Annotated in this window: 16 protein-coding genes and 1 tRNA gene; all 17 read right to left on the reverse strand. The window is 67.6% G+C overall.

Going from position 1 to position 21,648, the window contains the following annotated elements:
* Entirely contained in the window at positions 1–2,109 is a 2,109-nt protein-coding gene (gene pnp, locus TX83_RS18755; protein ID WP_064749515.1) for a polyribonucleotide nucleotidyltransferase, read from the reverse strand.
* Positions 2,110–2,370: 261 nt separating this feature from the next.
* Positions 2,371–2,631 carry a 30S ribosomal protein S15 gene (rpsO, locus tag TX83_RS18760; protein WP_064749516.1) on the reverse strand — a complete coding sequence of 87 codons (261 nt, stop codon included), beginning with the start codon at positions 2,629–2,631 and terminating at the stop codon, positions 2,371–2,373.
* A gap of 258 nt (positions 2,632–2,889) precedes the next feature.
* Positions 2,890–3,825 (reverse strand): tRNA pseudouridine(55) synthase TruB, encoded by a 936-nt coding sequence (gene truB / locus TX83_RS18765; RefSeq protein WP_064749517.1) that lies wholly within the window; start codon positions 3,823–3,825, stop codon positions 2,890–2,892.
* 184 nt (positions 3,826–4,009) lie between these two features.
* Positions 4,010–4,396 (reverse strand): 30S ribosome-binding factor RbfA, encoded by a 387-nt coding sequence (gene rbfA / locus TX83_RS18770; RefSeq protein ID WP_064749518.1) that lies wholly within the window; start codon positions 4,394–4,396, stop codon positions 4,010–4,012.
* Positions 4,397–4,504: 108 nt separating this feature from the next.
* Entirely contained in the window at positions 4,505–7,129 is a 2,625-nt protein-coding gene (gene infB, locus TX83_RS18775) for a translation initiation factor IF-2 (protein WP_064749519.1), read from the reverse strand.
* A 221-nt stretch (positions 7,130–7,350) separates the two neighbouring features.
* Positions 7,351–8,838 (reverse strand): transcription termination factor NusA, encoded by a 1,488-nt coding sequence (nusA, locus tag TX83_RS18780; RefSeq protein WP_064749520.1) that lies wholly within the window; start codon positions 8,836–8,838, stop codon positions 7,351–7,353.
* 84 nt (positions 8,839–8,922) lie between these two features.
* On the reverse strand, positions 8,923–9,510 hold the full coding sequence (gene rimP, locus TX83_RS18785) for a ribosome maturation factor RimP (RefSeq protein WP_064749521.1): 588 nt from the start codon (positions 9,508–9,510) through the stop codon (positions 8,923–8,925).
* 291 nt (positions 9,511–9,801) lie between these two features.
* Positions 9,802–9,878: transfer RNA gene (locus tag TX83_RS18790), tRNA-Met, on the reverse strand.
* A gap of 334 nt (positions 9,879–10,212) precedes the next feature.
* Positions 10,213–11,658, reverse strand: a complete 1,446-nt coding sequence (nuoN, locus tag TX83_RS18795) for an NADH-quinone oxidoreductase subunit NuoN (RefSeq protein WP_064749522.1) — start codon at positions 11,656–11,658, stop codon at positions 10,213–10,215.
* 160 nt (positions 11,659–11,818) lie between these two features.
* Positions 11,819–13,336, reverse strand: coding sequence for an NADH-quinone oxidoreductase subunit M (locus tag TX83_RS18800; RefSeq protein WP_064749523.1), 1,518 nt, complete (start codon positions 13,334–13,336; stop codon positions 11,819–11,821).
* A 19-nt stretch (positions 13,337–13,355) separates the two neighbouring features.
* The gene (gene nuoL / locus TX83_RS18805) at positions 13,356–15,476 is read right to left on the reverse strand and encodes an NADH-quinone oxidoreductase subunit L (RefSeq protein WP_064749524.1); all 2,121 of its coding nucleotides are present in this window, start codon (positions 15,474–15,476) and stop codon (positions 13,356–13,358) included.
* 5 nt (positions 15,477–15,481) lie between these two features.
* Complete coding sequence (gene nuoK / locus TX83_RS18810) at positions 15,482–15,808, reverse strand: NADH-quinone oxidoreductase subunit NuoK (protein WP_064749525.1); 327 nt, start codon at positions 15,806–15,808, stop codon at positions 15,482–15,484.
* Positions 15,805–16,443, reverse strand: coding sequence for an NADH-quinone oxidoreductase subunit J (locus tag TX83_RS18815; RefSeq protein ID WP_064749526.1), 639 nt, complete (start codon positions 16,441–16,443; stop codon positions 15,805–15,807). Before TX83_RS18815 ends, nuoK begins: the two co-directional genes overlap by 4 nt.
* 10 nt (positions 16,444–16,453) lie before the next feature.
* Positions 16,454–16,942 carry an NADH-quinone oxidoreductase subunit NuoI gene (gene nuoI, locus TX83_RS18820; RefSeq protein WP_057947332.1) on the reverse strand — a complete coding sequence of 163 codons (489 nt, stop codon included), beginning with the start codon at positions 16,940–16,942 and terminating at the stop codon, positions 16,454–16,456.
* Between the two features lie 13 nt (positions 16,943–16,955).
* Positions 16,956–18,020, reverse strand: a complete 1,065-nt coding sequence (nuoH, locus tag TX83_RS18825) for an NADH-quinone oxidoreductase subunit NuoH (protein ID WP_087960764.1) — start codon at positions 18,018–18,020, stop codon at positions 16,956–16,958.
* A gap of 15 nt (positions 18,021–18,035) precedes the next feature.
* The gene (gene nuoG, locus TX83_RS18830) at positions 18,036–20,279 is read right to left on the reverse strand and encodes an NADH-quinone oxidoreductase subunit NuoG (RefSeq protein WP_064749528.1); all 2,244 of its coding nucleotides are present in this window, start codon (positions 20,277–20,279) and stop codon (positions 18,036–18,038) included.
* Complete coding sequence (gene nuoF, locus TX83_RS18835; protein ID WP_064749529.1) at positions 20,276–21,646, reverse strand: NADH-quinone oxidoreductase subunit NuoF; 1,371 nt, start codon at positions 21,644–21,646, stop codon at positions 20,276–20,278. The genes nuoG and nuoF overlap by 4 nt, the downstream gene beginning before the upstream one ends.
* Between the last annotated feature and the right edge of the window lie 2 nt (positions 21,647–21,648).

Genomic DNA, 21,648 nt, shown 5'->3' on the forward strand with positions numbered 1-21,648 from the left:
TTACTCGGCGGCCACGCCCTCGCCTTCTTCCACGGCCTTCATCGACAGGCGGATGCGGCCCTGCTTGTCGACTTCCAGCACCTTGACCTTGACCAGGTCGCCTTCCTTGAGCTTGTCGCTGACCTTCTCGACGCGCTCGTTGGAGATCTGCGAGACGTGGACCAGACCGTCCTTGCCCGGCAGGATCGTCACGAAGGCGCCGAAGTCCATGATCTTGGCGACCTTGCCTTCGTAGATACGGCCCGGCTCGACGTCGGACACGATCTGGTCGATGCGCGCCTTCGCGGCCTGGGCGGCGGCGGCGTTCACCGAGGCGATGACGATGGTGCCGTCGTCCTGGATGTCGATCTGGGTGCCGGTTTCCTTGGTGATGGCCTGGATGGTCGAACCGCCCTTGCCGATCACTTCGCGGATCTTGTCCGGATGGATCTTCATCGTCAGCAGGCGCGGCGCGTACTCGCTCAGCTCGCCGCGCGGCGCGGTGATGGCGTTGGCCATCTCGCCGAGGATGTGCAGACGGCCGGCCTGGGCCTGGGCCAGGGCGACCTTCATGATCTCTTCGGTGATGCCCTGGATCTTGATGTCCATCTGCAGCGCCGAGATGCCTTCGGCGGTACCGGCCACCTTGAAGTCCATGTCGCCGAGGTGATCCTCGTCGCCCAGGATGTCGGACAGGACGACGAAGTTGTCGCCCTCCTTGACCAGGCCCATGGCGATGCCGGCGACCGGCGCCTTGATCGGCACGCCGGCGTCCATCAGCGCCAGCGAGCTGCCGCAGACCGAAGCCATCGAGGACGAGCCGTTCGACTCGGTGATTTCCGAGACCACGCGAATGGTGTACGGGAACTCTTCCATGGTCGGCATCACCGCCAGCACGCCGCGCTTGGCGAGACGGCCGTGGCCGATTTCGCGGCGCTTCGGCGCGCCGAAGCGGCCGCATTCGCCGACCGAGTACGGCGGGAAGTTGTAATGGAACAGGAAGTGTTCCTTGTACTCGCCCGAGACGGCGTCGATGATCTGGCCGTCGCGCGCGGTGCCGAGGGTGGCGACCACGATCGCCTGGGTCTCGCCGCGGGTGAACAGCGAGGAGCCGTGGGTGCGCGGCAGCACGCCGACCTTGGAGGCGATCGGGCGCACGGTGTCGAGCGCGCGGCCGTCGATGCGGACCTTGGTGGTCAGCACGGCGTTGCGCATGGTCTGGTACTCGAGCTCGCCGAATTCCTTGGACAGGTCGGCGGCGACCCAGCCTTCGGCCTCGGCGCGGCCGGCCAGCGAAGCCAGCACGTCCTTCTTGATCGCGCCGATGGCGTCGCGGCGCTGCAGCTTGTCGCGCACCTGGAAGGCTTCGGCCAGCTGGCCGCCGACCGCTTCCTTCAGCGCCGAGATCATCGCGTCGTTCTTGGCCGGAGCTTCCCAGCTCGACGGCTTGGTGCCGGCCTCGACGACCAGCTCGTTGATCGCGTTGATGACCTTCTGCATTTCGCGATGGCCGAACATCACCGCGCCGAGCATGACCTCTTCGGACAGCATCTTGGCTTCGGATTCGACCATCAGCACCGCGTTCGAGGTGCCGGCCACGACCAGTTCCAGGTCGGAGTCGAGCAGTTCGGTGGCGGTCGGGTTCAGCAGGTACTGGCCGTTCTTGTAGCCGACCTTGGCCGCGCCGATCGGGCCCTGGAACGGCGTGCCGGCCAGCGCCAGCGCGGCCGAAGCGCCGATCAGCGCCGGGATGTCGCCGTCGACTTCCGGGTTCAGCGACATCACCGTGGCGATGATCTGAACTTCGTTCTTGTAGTCTTCCGGGAACAGCGGACGGATCGGACGGTCGATCAGGCGCGAGATCAGCGTTTCCTTCTCGGTCGCGCGGCCTTCACGCTTGAAGAAGCCGCCCGGGATGCGACCGCCGGCGTAGAACTTCTCCTGGTAATCCACGGTGAGCGGGAAGAAGTCCTGGCCCTCGCGCGCGCTCTTGGCGGCGACGGCGGTCACCAGCAGTACGGTGTCGTCCATCTTGACGATCACGGCGCCGCTGGCCTGACGGGCGACTTCGCCGGTCTCCAGGGTCACCTGATGGTTGCCGTACTGGAAGGTCTTGGTAATTTTTGCCACGTTGGGTTCCTTCGGTATCTATGCGTGCCCGGCCGAGGCCCCTGCCTCGCTCCGGTAGGCCGCCGGCGCAAGCGGCCTGAGGATTGGTTGTGGTGCGCGCGCGCTCCGGCGCCGCATCGCAATGGCCCGCAGGCCTGTCCAGTTCGGCGGTCGCGCGCGCGTACCGCCGCTGGTGGCGTTGCCTCCTGCATCGCCGGGCGGCGCTTTCGCGTCCGCCAAAAGAAACCGCGGCGCATCGCTGCGCCGCGGTGGGGTGTCCGGTTAGCGGCGCAGACCGAGCTTCTCGATCAGGGCCTTGTAGCGCTCGCCGTCTTTGCGCTTCAGATAGTCGAGGAGGCTGCGACGACGGTTGACCATCATCAGCAGGCCGCGACGGCTGTGGTGGTCCTGCTTGTGGGTCTTGAAGTGGCCGGTGAGCTGCTCGATGCGAGCGGTCAGCAGGGCGACCTGGACTTCCGGCGAACCGGTGTCGTTGGCGCCGCGCTTGTTATCTTCGATGATCTTGCTGGTGTCGATCGACATGACGATTTCTCTGTAGATGCGCGGCCCGCAGAAGCGAATCGGTCGCGGTGGATCACCGCCCCGACGCACCGCTTGGCCCGCCGTTTGCTGAAGTAAGGAATGCCGTTCTCGCCGCTTCCGCGACGCGGGCGCCGGGAAGTGCTTGAAAAGCGGCGGGATTGTAACAGCCCGGAAGCGCGAATGCGACCCGCGGGCCAATGCCGCGGCAGGAATCTCGCCCTGTTCAGTTTTCCCGACCTGGTCCGCGCCCGCAGCGGCTCAACCGCCCTGCGCGGCCCAACGGAACAGCCGCTGCGGCTGCAGCCGGCCCTCGCCCTGGCGCAGGCCCAGCCCCAGGCAGCGCCCGGCCTCGCCGAACACGGCCACCAGCCCGGGTTCGCCGGCCTCGCAGGGCACCGCCTGGCCGCGCCCCAGGCGCGCCGCCGCCGCCGCGTCCAGTTCGACCCGGCCGAAGCCGCTCAGCCCGGCTTCGATCGGCAACAGGCATTCGTCGAGGGCGCGGTCGCTGCCCTCGCCGGCCAGTTCGCGCAATCGCTCCAGAGTGATCATCTGCGGCTGCAGGAAGGGCTCGACCCAGAGCCGGCGCAGGCGGGCGACGTGGGCGCCGCAGCCCAGGGCTTCGCCGAGGTCGCGCACCAGGCTGCGCACGTAGGTGCCCGAGCCGCATTCCACCTGCAGGTGCAGCAGGCGCGCGCCCTCGCGGCCGGTCAGGCTCAGCGAATGCACCGTCACTTCGCGCTCGGGCGCCTCGATCGCCTCGCCGCGGCGGGCCTTGGCGTACAGCGGCTCGCCGCCCTGCTTGAGCGCGGAATAGATCGGCGCGCGCTGGCGGATCGTGCCGCGCAGCGGCGCCAGCGCCGCCTCGATGGCGGCGTCGTCGAACTCCGGCACCGGCCGCTCGCGCAGCGGCGCGCCGTCGGCGTCGTCGCTGTCGGTGGTCAGGCCGAGCACGGCGGTGGTGGTATAGGCCTTGCGCGCGCCCAGCAGCAAACCGGCGATCTTGGTCGCCTCGCCGAAGCACAGCGGCAACAGGCCGGTGGCCAGCGGGTCCAGGCTGCCGGTGTGGCCGCCCTTCTCCGCGCGAAACAAGTGTCGCGCCTGCTGCAGTGCCTGATTCGAGCTCAGGCCTTGCGGTTTGTCGAGCAGCAGAATGCCGTCGACATTGCGCCATTGGCGTTTACGCGTGGTGTTCAAGCAGGGCGTCCGGGTTGGAAGTTCGCGGCCGCAGCGGCCGCAAGGCGGATGGCCGAATGCTCCCATATTGCGCAGCCAGCGGCGCGTGAAGCAGCGCGCGCCGACCGGCGGTCGCCGCCGCGCGGGCGCGGGGACCGGATCGGGATTCGGCGGAAGGGGGCGGGCCGAGCCGCCCGGGCGCGGCTCAGCCGGCCTTGCCGTCGTCGTCGCTGTCGCCGGCATCGGCCGGCGGCAGGTCGCGCAACAGGATGTTGATGCGCTCGCCGCGATCGACCGAATCGTCGTAATGGAAATGCAGCTCCGGCACATGGCGCAGCTTCATCGCCCGGCCGAGCTGGAAGCGCAGCTCGCGCGCCAGCTCCTTGAGCGCCTTGACCGCCTCGGCGGCGCGCTCGCTCTGCAGCGCGGTCACGAACACCTTGGCATGGGCCAGGTCGCGGCTGATTTCGACGTCGGACACGCTGACCGACGGCAGGCCGTGCTCGCGCACGGCCTCGTGCACCAGCGTCCCGAGCTCGCGACGGAGCTGGGCGGAAACGCGATCGGTGCGGTGGAACGATTTGCTTGGCATCAGGGATTCGTGATTCGGGATTTGGGATTGGTCAAAGCAAGCATCGCGGGAGCCGGGAGATTCGGGGTCCGCCTTGCGAACCCCGAATCCCCAATCCCGAATCCCGGCTTACAGCGTGCGCTGAACCTCGATGCGCTCGAAGCACTCGATCTGGTCGCCCGGCTTGACGTCGTTGTACTGCTTGACGCCGATGCCGCACTCGGTGCCGTTGCGCACTTCGTCGACGTTCTCCTTGAACCGGCGCAGCGATTCCAGCTCGCCTTCGAAAATGACCGCATTGTCGCGCAGCACACGGATCGGCTTGCTGCGCTTGACCACGCCTTCCACGACCATGCAGCCGGCGACCGCGCCGAACTTCGAGCTGCGGAACACGTCGCGCACTTCGGCGATGCCGATGATCTCTTCGCGGATCTCGACGCCGAGGATGCCCGAGGCCACCTGCTTCACCTGGTCGATCACGTCATAGATGATCGAGAAGTAGCGCAGGTCGACGCCGTTGGACTCGATGATGCGGCGGGCCGAAGCGTCGGCGCGGACGTTGAAGCCGATCACCGTGGCCTTGGCGGTGGCCGCGGCGTTGGCGTCGGACTCGGTGATGCCGCCGACGCCCGAGCTGATCACGTTGATCCGGATCTGATCGTTCGACAACGCCACCAGCGCCTGGCGCAGCGCTTCCACCGAACCCTGCACGTCGGCCTTGACCACCAGGTTGAGGCTCAGCTGGCCCTCGCCCTTGCCCAGCTGGGCCATGATGTCTTCCATGCGGTTGCCGGCCTGGGCGACCAGGCGCGACTCGCGGCGCTTGGCGTCGCGCTGCTGCGCCACGTCCTTGGCCAGGCGTTCGTCGTCGACGACCACGAAGTCGTCGCCGGCGTCGGGCACGCCCGACAGGCCCAGCACCTGCACCGGGATCGACGGACCGGCGCTTTCGACCTGCTTGCCGGTTTCGTCGAACAGGGCGCGGACGCGGCCGTAATGCACGCCGCACACCAGATAGTCGCCCTTCTTGAGCTGGCCCTGCTGCACCAGCACGGTCGCGACCGGGCCGCGGCCCTTGTCGAGCGCGGATTCGATCACCGTACCGGTGGCGCGGCCGACCGGAACCGCCTGCAGCTCAAGCACTTCGGCCTGCAGCGAGATCGCATCGAGCAGATCGTCGACGCCGGCGCCGGTCTTGGCCGACAGCTCGACCATCTGGGTCTCGCCGCCGAACTCTTCGGCCACCACTTCCTCGCCGAGCAGTTCGTTCTTGACCCGCAGCGGATCGGCGTCGGACTTGTCGATCTTGTTGATCGCCACGATCAGCGGCACGCCGGCCGCCTTGGCGTGCTGCACGGCTTCCTTGGTCTGCGGCATGACGCCGTCGTCGGCGGCGACCACCAGCACCACGATGTCGGTCAGCTTGGCGCCGCGCGCGCGCATCGAGGTGAAGGCGGCATGGCCCGGGGTGTCGAGGAAGCTGATCACGCCCTTCGGCGTTTCGACGTGGTACGCGCCGATGTGCTGGGTGATGCCGCCGGCTTCGCCCGAGGCGACCTTGGTGCGGCGGATGTAGTCCAGCAGCGAGGTCTTGCCGTGGTCGACGTGGCCCATGATCGTGACCACCGGCGGACGCGGCGCCTTGTCGCCCTGCGTCTCCTCGACGTGTGCGATCAGCGCATCCTCGGCGTCGTTGGCGTTGGCCTTGATCACGGTGTGGCCGAGTTCTTCGGTCACCAGCGCCGCGGTGTCGTGGTCGATGGACTGGTTGATGGTCGCCATGACGCCCATCTTGAACAGCGCCTTGACCACGTCGCCGCCCTTGAGCGCGAGCTTCTGCGCCAGGTCGGCCACGGTGATGGTGTCGCCGATCGCGACTTCGCGCACGATCGGCGCGGTCGGACGCGAGAAGCCGTGCTGGCCGCCGCCGGAGCGCGACTGCTCGGACTGGCGGCGCGGCTGCGGCTTGGACTTGCCGCGCGAGCTGCTGCTGCGGCGGGCCCGGTCGGAGGCGCTGAGGTGCAGCTGGCCGGCGAAGCGGTTGGCCGCATCGTCGTCCTCGACGCCGGCGACCATCGCGTGCGAGCCGCGGGTCTTGTGGCGCGCGGCGCTGTTGCGGTCGTCGGCGCGCGGCGCGACGGCCGGCGCCGGCTTCGGATGGCCGTGGCCGTGAACGCTCGGCGGCTTGCGCGCCGGCTCCTGCTCGGCGGTCGGCGCGGCCGCGCTGGCGTCGGCCAGCTTGGTCCGGGCTTCCTCTTCGGCCTTGGCCCGCGCTGCGTCCTCGGCGGCCTGGCGCGCGGCCTCGACGGCCTCGGCGCGACGGCGGTCGTCCTCGGCCAGGCGCTGCTGCTCGGCCAGGTTGCGCTGCTTGGACTCCTCGAGCTTGCGCAGGATCTCCGCGCGCTCGTCGTTGTCCGTCGCGCCCGAACCGCCCTCGTTCGGCTTGACCAAGGTCACCTTCTTGCGCACGACCACGTCGACGGTGGTGCGGTTCTTGCCGCCGCCGACGGTGATTTCCTGCTTGCGGCTGCGGTTGAGGGTGATCTTCTTCGACGCCTCGTCCGCATCGGCCGGCTTGTCGGCCTTGCCGTGGGAGCGCTTGAGGAAGCCGAGCAGCTTGACTTTTTCGATGCTGGTCACGACCTGGTCGGGGCCGCTGAACTTCATGCCGGCCTCGGCCAGCTGTTCCAGCAACTTCTCGACCGGCGTGTTCACCAGTTCGGCCAGCTTGCGGATGGTGGTTTGCTGCGACATTCGGTTTTCCGTGTCCTCGTGGCGCGGGACGGATCCCGCGCGTGATGGCGCCATTCTAGCTCCGCGCGCGCCGCACGACCGGCTCGCGCAGGCCTTCTTGGCCTGCCCGCGGACCGGGCCATGCCCGATCCTGCGAATCCGCGCCCGGCCGGGCCGGTGGCGGGGTGCCGCAAGACGCTCCCCGGAGCCTCTTGCGGCGGTGATTACCTCGACTCGCTAATTCACTCGAACCAGTGCTTGCGCGCTTCCATGATCAGGGCCTTGGCCCGCTCTTCGTCCACGCCCTCGATATCGGTCAGCTCGTCGGTGGCCAGGTCGGCCAGGTCGTCGCGGGTGACCACGCCGCGCGAGGCGAGCGTGAACGCCAGCGCCTCGTCCATGCCGTCCAGCGACAGCAGGTCGGCGGCGGGCTGGTGCTCGTCGAGCTCCTCTTCGGCGGCCAGGGCCTCGTTGAGCAGGGCGTCGCGGGCGCGGGCGCGCAGCTCCTCGACGATGTCCTCGTCGAAGCCCTCCACCGCCAGCAGCTCGCCGACCGGCACGTAGGCGATTTCCTCGACCGTGCTGAAGCCTTCCGAGACCAGGATGCCGGCGATTTCCTCGTCGACCTCGAGCTTGTCCTGGAACAGCTGACGCGCCGACGCCTGTTCGGCCTCGGACTTGGCGGTGACCTGGTCCTGGGTCATGACGTTGAGCTGCCAGCCCGACAGGCGGCTGGCCAGGCGCACGTTCTGGCCGCCCTTGCCGATCGCCTGGGCCAGACGGTCCTCGGCCACGGCCAGGTCCATCGAATGCTTTTCTTCGTCGACGATGATCGACTGCACTTCCGCCGGCGCCATCGCGTTGATCACGAACTGGGCCGGATTGTCCGACCACAGCACGATGTCCACGCGCTCGCCGTTGAGTTCGTTCGACACCGCCTGCACGCGCGAACCGCGCATGCCGATGCAGGCGCCGATCGGATCGGTGCGGTTGTCGTGGGCGAGCACGGCGATCTTGGCGCGGTCGCCCGGATCGCGCGCGCAGGCCTTGATCGAGACCAGGCCCTGGCCGACTTCCGGCACTTCGAGCTTGAACAGCTCCATCATGAATTCCGGCGCGGCGCGGCTGATGAACAGCTGCGGGCCGCGCGGCTCGGTGCGCACGTCCTGCAGGTAGCCGCGGACGCGGTCGCCGGCGCGCAGCACGTCGCGCGGGATGCCCTTGTCCTTGGGGATGATCGCCTCGGCGTTGCCGCCCAGGTCGACGTAGATGTTGCCGCGCTCCACGCGCTTGACGATGCCGGTGACCAGTTCGCCGACGCGGTCCTTCCACGCGTCGACGACCTGCGCGCGCTCGGCTTCGCGCACGCGCTGCACGATCACCTGCTTGGCGGCCTGGGCGGCGATGCGGCCGAATTCGGGGTTCTCGATCTGCTCTTCGATGTAATCGCCGACCTCGACGCCTTCGACCTCGTCGACCGCGTCCATCAGGCGGATCTGGCGGTCCGGCGACTCCATGACCACGTCGTCGGCCACCACTTCCATGCGCCGGAACGTCTCGTAGCTGCCGTCCTTCTGGTCGATGGACACGCGCACCAGCACATCCTCGTCGTGGTAGCGCTTCTTCGCGGCCGAAGCCAGCGCGGCCTCGATGGCCTCGAAGATGACCTCGCGCGGCACGCCCTTTTCGTTGGCGACCGCATCCACCACCAGCAACAGTTCCTTGCTCATTTCGTCACTCCGCACGGGTCGGCGTTCCGCCGCCGGCTTTTCGGGTTGGTAATCGGCTGGAAGCGTCCCGCGCTCCCATGTTCGTCACTTCTTCTTCGACGCGTCCTGCTTCGAAGCCTTGTCCTTGGCCGGCTTGCCGCGGCTCGGGCTGCCCTTGCTCGGGGCGAAGCCCAGCGCGGCCCAGTCCGGCACGATCCGGCCCTTGTCGATGTTCGAAAACGGCACCGCGAACCGCACGCCGTCGACCGCGAACGCGACCTGCTCGCCCTCCACGCCGAGGATCTCCCCCTGCAGGCGGCGACGGCCTTCGTGCGGCAGCTTGAGGCCGACCTTGGCGGTCTCGCCGGCGAAACGGCGGTAGTGCTCGATCGTGAATAGCGGCCGGTCGATGCCCGGCGAGGACACTTCGAGGTTGTAGTTGCCGCTGATCGGGTCCTCGACGTCGAGCTGCGCCGACACTTCGCGGCTGACCGCTTCGCAATCTTCGATCGTCACCGAGCGCGGCTCCTGGCCTTCCGGCGTGGCGTCGAGCTCGGCCGCCGGCACGTCGATGTACAGGCGCAGGGTCGCGCTGCCCGGCGCCGGCAGGTATTCGATGCCGAGCAGCTCCACGCCCAGCGACGCGATGGTCGGAGCGAGCATTTCGGCGATTTGGGTGGCCTTGTCCGTCACGCGCCGGAACTCCCTATGTTGCGATTGCCAAGAGGTGCGACTGGTTACGACCAATCTTTCGATACGCGAAGCTTGTGTACGCCGAGCGGTAACCGCGAGGCCCTGCGGCTTGGTAGCGCCGCGAACCGCGTTGCGCCCCGGATCGCGGAAACGCAGAAACGACAAAGGGCCCGTTGGGCCCCTTGTCCGTTACCGCTGGATTTCGGCGTGATCGCGCGAGCAGAGCGCGACCACAAAGCCCGAGCCTTAGGCAAAAAGAAAGCCTCCTTGGAGACTCTCTTCAGCCGAAGCTGGTAGCGGGGGCAGGATTTGAACCTGCGACCTTCGGGTTATGAGCCCGACGAGCTGCCAGACTGCTCCACCCCGCATCAGGCCGACCATGATAGCGGTCGGCGTCACTTCCTGCAAGCCTTCGATCTCGATTCGGGATCTCCGCTTGCCCTGCGTTCCGTGGTCGTTGCCGACTGCGTCTCGCAGGACCGCAATAATAAGGCGGTTTCAAAATTATTCAAGTCTTATTTCGGGATTCGGGATTCGGGATTCGGGATTGGCGAGCAGGCGCTCGTCGCTCCAACCCCACCCGCTATCCGCGCCCCACCCGCTAGCGGCGAACCGCTTGAACGAATCCCCAATCCCGAATCCCGGCCCAAAAACAAAAGGGCCGCGAAGCGGCCCTCTCGTGACGCCTGCGGCCTAAAGGGCTCAGGCCTGGAAGGCGCGCAGGCACCAGTCCATGATCGGGTTCCAGGCGATGCCCAGCGCCAGCAGGCCCAGGGCGTTGACGCCGAACACCACGCGCAGCGGGCGGTCGTCGCTCGGCGCCGGCATCTTGCCGTCCGGCTCGTCGAAGTACATGGCCTTGATCACGCGCAGGTAGTAGAAGGCGCCGATCACCGCGAACACGATGCCGACGATCGCCAGCCACAGCATGTCGCCGTGCAGCGCGGCCTTGAGCACCGCCAGCTTGGCCCAGAAGCCCAGGAACGGCGGCAGGCCGGCCAGCGAGGCCATCACGCACAGGACCATGCCGGCCATCCACGGGCTGCGCGCGTTGAGGCCTTTGTAGTCGTCGATCTTGTCGGCCTCGAAACCGCGGCCGGACATGACGATGATCGCGGCGAAGGCCGCCGCCGACATCAGCGCGTAGCTGATGGCGTAGAACGCCGCCGCGGCGAAGCCCTGCCCGCCCCCGCCGGCCATGCCGATGAACAGGAAGCCGACGTGGGACACGGTCGAGTAAGCGAGCAGGCGCTTGAGGTTGGTCTGCACCAGCGCGCTGAGGTTGCCGATCGCCAGCGACAGCACCGCCAGACCGGCCAGCAGCAAGCGCCAGTGGCCGTCCTGGCCGGCCGCGCCGACTTCGAGCAGACGGTAGGTCATGCCGAACGCCGCCAGCTTCGGCGCCGCGCCGATGAACAACGTGATGGGAGTCGGCGCGCCCTGATAGACGTCCGGCAGCCACATGTGGAACGGCGCCGCGCCGAACTTGAAGGCGATGCCGGCGACCACGAACACCACGCCGGTGATCAACATCAGCGAGGACGGGCCGACCTGGGTCGCGACCGCGATCTGGTCCAGCATCAGGCTGCCGGTGGCGCCGTAGATCAGCGACAGGCCGTACAGCAGCAGGCCCGAGGCCAGCGCGCCGAGCACGAAGTACTTGATCGCCGCTTCCGAGGCCAGCGGGCTGTCGCGATCGACCGCGACCAGCGCGTAGGAGCACAGCGCGAGCATTTCCAGGCCCAGGTAGACCATCACCAGGCTGCCGGCCGAGACCAGCAGCATCATGCCGGCCAGGGCGAACAGCATCAGCACCGCGACTTCGCCCTTGTACAGGCCGCGCGAGCGCAGGTAGGGCCAGGTATAGATCAGCGACAGGATGCCGACCACGCCGATGCCGAGCTTGAGCACGTCGGCGGCGGTATCGCGCACGAACATGCCGGCCAGCACCGAACCGTGGCCGCCGACGTCGAAGGCGATCAGCGCGGTGGCGACCGCGACCGTCGCGATCGCGAACACGTGGGAGACGATGCGATTGCGCTCCTCGACGAACAGGTCGAGCATCAACAGCGCGAACGCGCCGAGGATCACCACCAGTTCGGGCAGCAGGGGCATCAGATCGGCGAAGGTCCGTACGGGCATGTTCATTAGTGCATCTCTTGGCGGATCCGGCTCGGCGGCGAGCCTTGCTCTAGAAGCGAACGGAGGGAAGTGAGAAGTGAGCGCACCCGCGCCCTGCCTTTCTCCCGCCCCTCACTCCTCGCTGCTACTCACTTCCAGGACGGCGGGCCGACGGCCCGCTGTCCGCTTACAGCTTGCTGGCGACGATCTGGCTGGCCAGATTGGCGATCGCCGGTTCCATCAGGTCGGTCAAGGGCTTCGGCCACACGCCCAGGATCAGCACGCCGGCCGCGAACACGCCCAACACCAGCGCTTCGCGCGGGTTGATATCCTCGAGCTCGGCGACGTGGGCGTTGCCGACTTCGCCCCAGATCACCCGCTTGACCAGCCACAGGGTGTAGCCGGCGCCGACGATCAGGGTGGTGGCCGCGCCGAACGCGATCAGCGGATGCTGTTGGAACGCGGCCAGGATGACCATGAATTCGCCGACGAAGCCCGAGGTGCCCGGCAAGCCCGAGTTGGCCATCGCGAACAAGACCACGAAAGCGGCGAACCACGGCATCACGTTGGCGACGCCGCCGTAGTCCTTGATCATGCGGCTGTGCATGCGGTCGTAGAGCACGCCGACGCAGGTGAACATCGCGCCCGACACGAAGCCGTGGCTGATCATCTGCACCATCGCGCCCTGCAGGCCCAGGCGCGCGGCGTCGGTACCGTGCGCGTCGCCGTTGTGGACCAGGGCGAAGGCGATGAAGGTGCCCAGGGTCACGAACCCCATGTGCGAGACCGACGAGTACGCGATCAGCTTCTTCATGTCGTCCTGGACCAGGGCGACCAGGCCGACGTAGATCACCGCGATCAGGCTCAGGGCGATCACCAACCAGGCCCATTCGTGGCCGGCATCCGGCACGATCGGCAGGACGAAGCGCAGGAAACCGTAGCCGCCGATCTTCAGCATGATCGCCGCCAGGATCACCGAACCGGCGGTCGGCGCCTCGACGTGCGCGTCCGGCAACCAGGTGTGGACCGGGAACATCGGCACCTTGACCGCGAACGCGATCAGGAAACCGAAGAAGATCCACATCTGCTCGGTCGCGGTGAGCTGCAGCGCGTACATGTCCGCCAACTGCCAGCTGCCGCCCTTCAAGTACAGGTAGATCAACCCGACCAGCATGAACACCGAGCCGAGGAAGGTGTACAGGAAGAACTTCACCGAGGCGTAGACGCGGCGCGGGCCGCCCCAGACGCCGATGATGATGAACATCGGGATCAGCATGCCCTCGAAGAACACGTAGAACAGCATCGCGTCCAGGGCGGAGAACACGCCGACCATCAGGCCTTCGAGGATCAGGAACGCGGCGTAGTACTGGCTGACGCGCTTGTCGATCGAGGTCCAGGCGCTGATCAGCACCAGCATCGAGGTCAGCGTGGTCAGTGCGATCAGCGCCGCCGAGATGCCGTCCGCGCCGAGGTGGTAGCGGATGTCGTAGGCCGGAATCCAGGCGTGGTCTTCGACCAGCTGCATGTTCGCGCTGGCGAAATCGCCGTGGCTGAACATCAGCAGGCTCAGGCCGAGGGTGGCGATGGCCACGATCAGCGCGAACCAGCGCGCGGTGTTGGCGCGCTCGTTGCCGAACGCGAGGGTGGCGAAGCCGCCGAGAATCGGCAGCCAGATCAGAAGGCTAAGCAAGGGCACGGGGCTCACGTCGGGTGTCCTTGTCGGATTAGTGCCAGTAACGGATGACGACGGCGAGCAGAGCAATCAGGCCGACAATCATCGCGAAGGCGTAGTGGTAGAGGTAACCGGACTGGACCCGGCGCGCGAGGTTGGCGACGAAGCCGACCAGGCTGGCGCTGCCGTTGACCGCGGCGCCGTCGATCAGCTTGCTGTCGAACAGGCGCGAGACCTTGCCCAGGCCGACGCCGCCGGCGGCGAAGCCGTCGATCCAGAGGTTGTCCATGCCGTACTTGTTCTCGAGCACGCGAATCGGCAGGGCGAACAGCTTGCGCGCCTTGGCCGGCAGCTCCGGCTTCCACCAGTACATGACCGTGGCCAGCAGGAAACCCGAGAAGGCGAGCCAGAACGCCGGCGCCTGGAACCCGTGCAGGGCGAACGGCATCCAGCCGTGCCAGGCTTCCGCGCCGACCTGGGCGATGGTGTCGCGCGCCGGCTGCAGGTCGATCGCGCCGAGGAAGAACGGCAGCTGTTTGACGTGGCCGGACATGTCGGTGCCGAACAGCATCGGGCCGGCGGTGAAAATGCCGATCAGCACCGACGGAATCGCCAGCAGCATCAACGGCACCGTCACCACCCACGGCGACTCGTGCGGCTCGTGCGGACCATGGTGGCCGTGATCGTCGTGCCCATGGTCGTCGTGCTTGCCGTGGCCGTGGTCGTCATGAGCGTGCGCCGCATGATCGTCGTGGCCGTGCGCGTCGCGGAAGCGTTCCTTGCCGTGGAAGGTCAGGTACAGCAGGCGGAAGCTGTAGAACGCAGTGACGAAGGCGCCCAGCAGCACCGCCCAGTAGGCGTACTGCGAGACCCAGGTCGCGTGCTCGCCGCTGGCGGCGTGGTGCGCGGCCTCGATAATGGTGTCCTTGGAATAGAAACCGGCGAAGAACGGCGTGCCGACCAGGGCCAGGGTGCCGAGCAGACTGGTCCAGTAGGTGATCGGCATGTACTTGCGCAGGCCGCCCATCTTGCGCATGTCCTGCTCGTGGTGCATGCCGATGATGACCGAGCCGGCGGCCAGGAACAGCAGCGCCTTGAAGAAGGCGTGGGTCATCAGGTGGTAGACCGCGGCCGAATAAGCCGATACGCCCAGCGCCACGGTCATATAGCCCAGCTGCGACAGGGTCGAGTACGCGACCACGCGCTTGATGTCGTTCTGGACGATGCCGATCAGGCCGGTCCAGAACGCGGTGGTCGCGCCGATGAACAGGACGAAGTTCAGCGCGGTCTGCGACATCTCGAACAGCGGCGACATGCGCGCGACCATGAAGATGCCCGCGGTGACCATCGTCGCGGCATGGATCAGCGCCGAGATCGGGGTCGGGCCTTCCATCGAGTCCGGCAGCCAGACGTGCAGCGGCACCTGCGCCGACTTGCCCATCGCGCCGATGAACAGGCAGATGCAGATCACCGTCGGCAGCGACCACACGATCGGGTCGGCGCCGCCCCACACCGTGATGGTGCGGCCGGCCAGGGTCGGCGCGTTGGCGAACACGGTGCCGTAGTCGAGCGAGCCCAGCGCCCACAGCACGGCGCCGATGCCGAGCAGGAAGCCGAAATCGCCGACGCGGTTGACCAGGAAGGCCTTGAGGTTGGCGAACACCGCGGTCGGCTTCTTGAACCAGAAGCCGATCAACAGGTACGAGACCAGGCCCACCGCCTCCCAGCCGAAGAACAGCTGCAGGAAGTTGTTGCTCATGACCAGCATGAGCATGGAGAAGGTGAACAGCGAGATGTAGCTGAAGAAACGCTGGTAGCCCGGGTCCTCGGCCATGTAGCCGATGGTGTAGACGTGGACCAGCAGCGAGACGAAGGTGACCACGACCATCATCATCGCGGTCAGCTTGTCGACCATGAAGCCGACGTGGGCCTCGTAGCCGCCGATCTGGAACCAGGTGTAGACGTTCTCGTTGAACGGAACGGCGCCCTGCCCCACGAGCTGCCACAGCACGTAGATCGACATCGCGCAGCTGGCGGCGACGCCGAGGATGGTGACCGTGTGCGCGCCGGCGCGGCCGATCTTGCGCCCGAACAGGCCGGCGAGGATCGCGCCGAGCAAGGGCGCGAGCACGACCGCAAGCAGGATGGACTTGGAAAGTACGACGGGTTGCATGCCGGTCAGCCCTTCATCGTGTCGATTTCAGCGACGTTGATCGTGCGCCGGTTGCGGAACAGCGTGACCAGGATCGCCAGGCCGATGGCGGCCTCGGCGGCGGCCACGGTCAGGATGAAGAACACGAACACCTGACCGGCCGGGTCGGCCAGCTGACGCGAGAACGCCACGAAGTTGATGTTGACCGCGAGCAGCATCAGCTCGATCGACATCAGCAGCACGATCACGTTCTTGCGGTTGAGGAAGATGCCGGCGACGCTGATGCAGAACAGCACCGCGCCGAGGGCGAGATAGTGGCCGAGCGCGAGGCCCGTCCCGAAGAATTCGCTCACGGCTTGGCCTCCTGTGCGGCGGGCTCGGCGGGCGCCGGCACGACCGGCTTGACCGCTTCCATCTTGATCATGCGGATGCGGTCGCCGGCGCGGACGCGGGCCTGCTCGCTCGGGTTCTGGTGCTTGGCCCCGGCGCGGCGGCGCAGGGTCAGCATCACCGCCGCGATCACCGCCACGGTCAGGATCACCGCAGCGACCTCGAACGGCAGCAGGAAATCGGTGAACAGCGCGTGCGCCAGCCACTTGGTGTTGGATTCGCCGGCGGCGTCCGCGGTCAGCGGCGCGGCCAGGCTGGCCTTGACCCCGATCAGGGTCAGCATTTCCAGCAGCATGACCACCGCGACCAGCAGGCCGACCGGCAGATAGCGGACATAGCCCTCGCGCAGGGGCGCGACGTCGATGTCGAGCATCATGACCACGAACAGGAACAGCACCATCACCGCGCCGACGTAGACCAGGATCAGGGCCACGCCGAGAAACTCGGCGCCGGCGATGATCCATACGCAGGCCACGGAGAAGAACGTCAGCACCAGGCTGAGCGCGGCATGGACCGGGTTCTTGACGCTGATCACGGCCACGGCCGAAAGCGTGGCCGCGGCGGCGAAGACGAAGAAGGCGATCTGGGCGAGATCCATGTCGTTGTACTCAGCGGAAGGCGGCGTCGGCAGCGCGGCGTTCGGCGATCTCGGTCTCGAGACGGTCGCCGATCGCCAGCAGCTGCGGCTTGGTGACGATGTTCTGTCCGCGCTGGTCGAAGTGATACTCGTGGATGTGGGTTTCCACGATCGAGTCGACCGGGCAGGACTCTTCGCAGAAGCCGCAGAAGATGCACTTGAACAGGTCGATGTCGTAGCGCGTGGTGCGGCGGGTGCCGTCGGCGCGCTTCTCCGAGTCGATGGTGATCGCCAGCGCCGGGCACACCGCCTCGCACAGCTTGCAGGCGATGCAGCGCTCTTCGCCGTTGGGATAACGGCGCAGCGCGTGCACGCCGCGGAAGCGCGGCGACTGCGGGGTCTTCTCCATCGGGTACATCAGCGTGTACTTCGGCTTGAACAGGTACTTGAGCGTCAGCCCGAGGCCCTGCGCGAGCTCGATCAGGAGCAGGCTCTTGAAATAGGAAACGATGCGATTCATGTAGGTGCCTGCCTTACTGTCCCGGCTGGAAGACGCCGTAGTACGCCATCACCGCGACCACGCAGATCCAGGCGATGGTCAGGGGGATGAACACCTTCCAGCCCAGGCGCATGATCTGGTCGTAGCGGTAGCGCGGGAACGACGCGCGGAACCAGATGAAGCAGCTGGCGAAGAAGAACACCTTGATCAGCAGCCACCACCAGCCGTCGGCCGACAGCAGCGGAATGCCCAGGCCCTGGAACGGGCTGAGCCAGCCGCCGAGGAAGAAGATCGAGGTCAGGAAGCTGATCAGGATCATGTTCGCGTATTCGGCGAGGAAGAACAGCGCGAACGCCGAACCCGAATACTCGACCATGTGGCCCGCGACGATTTCCGACTCGCCTTCGACCACGTCGAACGGCGCGCGGTTGGTCTCGGCCACGCCGGAAATGAAGTAGACCACGAACAGCGGCAGCATCGGCAGCGCGAACCACTCCAGCGCGCCGGCGTTGCCCGACTGGGCCATCACGATCTCGCTGAGGTTGAGGCTGCCGGCGCCGACCATCACGCCGACCATGGCGAAGCCCATGGCGATTTCGTAGGACACCACCTGGGCCGCGGCGCGCATCGCGCCGAGGAAGGCGTACTTCGAGTTCGACGCCCAGCCGGCGAGGATGATGCCGTACACGCCCAGCGAGGTCATCGCCAGCAGGTACAGCAAGCCGGCGTTGGCGTTCGACAGCACCACCTGGGCGTCGAACGGCACCACCGCCCAGGCGGCGAAGGCCGGAGCCAGGGCCAGCAGCGGCGCGAGCTTGTACAGGAAGGACTGCGCCCGGGTGGGCTGGATCACTTCCTTGAACAGCAGCTTGAACACGTCGGCGAAGGCCTGGAGGATGCCCATGCCGACGTACATCGGGCCGCGGCGGACATGCATCCAGCCGATCAGCTTGCGCTCCCAGACCACGTAGAACGCGACCGAGACGATCACCGGCATGGCGATCAGCAGGATCTTGAGCACGATCCAGGCCACCGCGCCGGCCATGCCGAAGGAGAGGAAGAACTCGCGAACCGGGTCGACCACATGGGTCGTGAACATTCCATCCGTCATGGCTTAAGCCCTCCCCGCCTGCACGCGGCCGGCGCCGAGCGGCGCGGTCGCGCCATGCCCGCTTTCGATCCACACCGTGCCCGCCGCGACCTTGGCGCTGAGCGCGACCGGCAGCGTCGCCGTGCCGGCGCCCGCGCCGAACTTGGCGACCGCGCCGTCGGCCAGGCCGAGCGCTGCCGCGTCGTTCGGATTCAGCACCGCACGCGGCGCCAGATTGAGCGGGTGCGATTGCAGCGCCGGTGCGCGGCGCACGGTGGCGTCGCTGCGGTAGATCGCGGTCGACACGGCAAGCTCCAAGCCCTCGCCCGCCGCCTTCGGCGCACGGCCGGCGGCCGGAGTCACGCTGCGCGGCGCGATGCCGCGGCGTAGGCCGTCCAGATCGGTGAACTCGAAACCCTTCGCGCCCAGCTCGCCGCCGAGCGCGCGCAGCACGCGCCAGCCGGCGCGGGCATCGCCCGGCAGTTTGCCGCCGGCGCTGGCGGCCTGGGACAGGCCGTCGAGGTTGGTCAGGGTGGCGTCGATTTCCGGCAGCAGGCCGATCGGCAGGATCACGTCCGCGACCGCTTTGGTCGAGCGGCAAGCGTAGTGGCTGAACGCCACCACCTGGGCCGCGCCGAGCGCGCGCAGAGCGCTTTCGCTGTCGGCGAAATCCAGGCCCGGCTCGATGCCGTAGACGATGTAGGCGCCGCGCGCGTCGTCGAGCATGGCGCGGGCGTCGCGCGCGCTCGGCAGCACGCCGTGGCGGGCCAGGCCGACCGCGTTCGCGCCTTGCGGAATGCGGCACAGCTTGGCGCCGGTGGCCTCGGCGAAGGCCTTGGCGGCGGCGCGGATCGCAGCGGCGTGCGGGCCGTTCTCGGCCAGCGCGCCGACGATCAGGGCGACGTGGTGGCCGGCCTTGGCCGCCTCGCGCAGGGCTTCGTCGGCGAGCGCGCCGGCGAGCTGCGACGGCGCGACGATGCGCTTGCCGGCCAGGTCGAAGGTGAAGTCGAAGTCGACCGGGTTGATCGCGTGGACCTTGGCGCCGCGGGTGAAGGCCTTGCGCACGCGCTGGTGGACCAGCGGCAGTTCATGGCGCAGGTTCGAACCCACGATCACCACCACGTCGGCGCGGTCGATCTCGGCGACCGGCATGGCGAAGGTCTCGGCGACCGCCGCGTCGGTCAGGTCGTGCTGGCCGATGCGGTGATCGAGGTTGCCGCTGCCCAGGGCCTCGGCCAGGCGCGCCAGCAGCGCGCCCTCTTCGTTGGAGGTCGCCGGATGGACGAGCACGCCGAGGTTGTCGCCGCCGTTGTCGCGCAGGATCTTGGCCGCGCGCGCCAGGGCTTCGTCCCAGGCGGCTTCGCGCCATTCGCCGTTGTCCTTGACCAGCGGACGCTGGGCGCGGTCCTCTGCGTACAGGCCCTGGTGCGAATAGCGGTCGCGGTCCGACAGCCAGCACTCGTTGACCGCTTCGTTGTCGCGCGGCACGGTGCGCAGCACGTCGCCGCGGCGCACGTGCAGGAACAGGTTGCTGCCCAGTGCGTCGTGGTAGCCCAGCGACTCGCGCGCGGTCAGCTCCCACGGGCGCGCCTTGAACTGGAACACCTTGTTGGTCAGCGCGCCGACCGGGCAGACGTCGATGACGTTGCCGGACAACTCGGTGGTCAGCGGCTTGCCGTCGAAGGTGCCGATCTGCAGGTTCTCGCCGCGGTACATGCCGCCGAGCTCGTAAGTACCGGCGATCTCGGCGGTGAAGCGCACGCAGCGCGTGCACTGGATGCAGCGGGTCATCTCGGTCGCGACCAGCGGACCGATGTCCTCGTCCGGCACCACGCGCTTGCGCTCGGCGAAGCGGCTGACCGAACGGCCGTAGCCCATCGACACGTCCTGCAGCTCGCACTCGCCGCCCTGGTCGCAGATCGGGCAGTCGAGCGGGTGGTTGGCGAGCAGGAACTCCATCACGTTGCGCTGCGACTTGAGCGCACGCTCGTTGCGGGTGAAGACCTTCAGCCCGTCCATGACCGGGGTGGCGCAGGCCGGCGACGGCTTGGGCGCGGCGCGGCCGCCGACTTCGGTGTCGACCAGGCACATGCGGCAGTTGGCCGCGATCGCCAGCTTGTCGTGGTAGCAGAAACGCGGGATCGGAATGCCGGCCTTGTCGGCGGCATGGATGATCATCGAGTTCTTCGGCGCGGCCAGCTCGACGCCGTCGATGAAGACGGTGACGTGGTCGGGCGGCAGATTCGGATTTACAGGCTGCGCACTCATGCCGCCACCTTCTTTTCAATGACCGTGCCGGCGCGCTGGTCGTCGACCAGGAAGCGCTTGTTCACGATCGCGTACTCGAACTCGTCCCAGAAGTGGTGCAGGAAACCCTGCACCGGCCACGCGGCGGCTTCGCCGAACGCGCAGATGGTGTGGCCTTCGATCTGGCCGGCGGCGGCGCGCAGCATGTGCAGATCGTCCAGGGTCGCCTGCTTTTCGGCGATGCGGGTCAGCATGCGGTACATCCAGCCGGTGCCTTCGCGGCACGGCGTGCACTGGCCGCAGCTTTCCTTGTAGTAGAACCGGGCGATGCGCTGGCAGGCGCGGACCATGCAGGTGGTCTCGTCCATGACGATGACCGCGCCCGAGCCCAGGCCGGAACCGGCCTTCTGCAGCGAGTCATAGTCCATGGTGCAGGCCATGATGGTCTCGGCCGGCAGCACCTTCATCGACGAACCGCCGGGGATCACCGCCTTGAGCTTGTTGCCCTGGCGCATGCCGCCGGCCATCTGCAGCAGTTCCGAGAACGGCGTGCCGAGGCGGATCTCGAAGTTGCCCGGGTTGGCGACATGGCCGGAGACCGAGAAGATCTTCGGGCCGCCGTTGTTGGGCTTGCCGAGGTTGAGGAACCACTCCGCGCCGTTGCGCAGGATCGCCGGCACCGAGGCGTAGGTCTCGGTGTTGTTGATCGTGGTCGGCTTGCCGTACAGGCCGAAGTTGGCCGGGAACGGCGGCTTGTAGCGCGGCTGGCCCTTCTTGCCTTCCAGCGACTCCATCAGCGCGGTCTCTTCGCCGCAGATGTAGGCGCCGGCGCCGAGCGCGCCGTAGATGTCGATGTCCACACCGCTGCCGAGCACGTTCTTGCCCAGCCAGCCGTGTTCGTAGGCTTCCTTCAGCGCCTGCTCGAAGTGCTCGAACGGCTCGTGATGGAACTCGCCGCGCAGGTAGTTGTAGGCCACGGTCGAACCGGTGGCGTAGCAGGCGATCGCCATGCCCTCCACCACCGAGTGCGGGTTGAAGCGCAGGATGTCGCGGTCCTTGGCCGTGCCCGGCTCGGATTCGTCCGAGTTGCACAGGATGTACTTCTGAGTGCCGCTGCCCTTGGGCATGAAGCTCCACTTCAGGCCGGTCGGGAAGCCCGCGCCGCCGCGGCCGCGCAGGCCCGAGGCCTTGACCGCGTCGATGATCTGCGCCGGATCGGTCTTCTCGGTCAGGATCTTGCGCAGCGCGCTGTAGCCGCCGGTCTTGAGGTAGTTCTCGTACGACCACGGCGTGTCGTAGTGCAGCGTGGTGTAAACGACCTGGTGCTCCTGCGGAGCCGGGCCGACCGGGCCGTAGCCCTTGGAATAATCGTGGTGACCGTGCGCCATCT

Source organism: Lysobacter antibioticus HS124, from assembly GCF_000336385.2.
Lineage (GTDB): Bacteria > Pseudomonadota > Gammaproteobacteria > Xanthomonadales > Xanthomonadaceae > Lysobacter > Lysobacter firmicutimachus.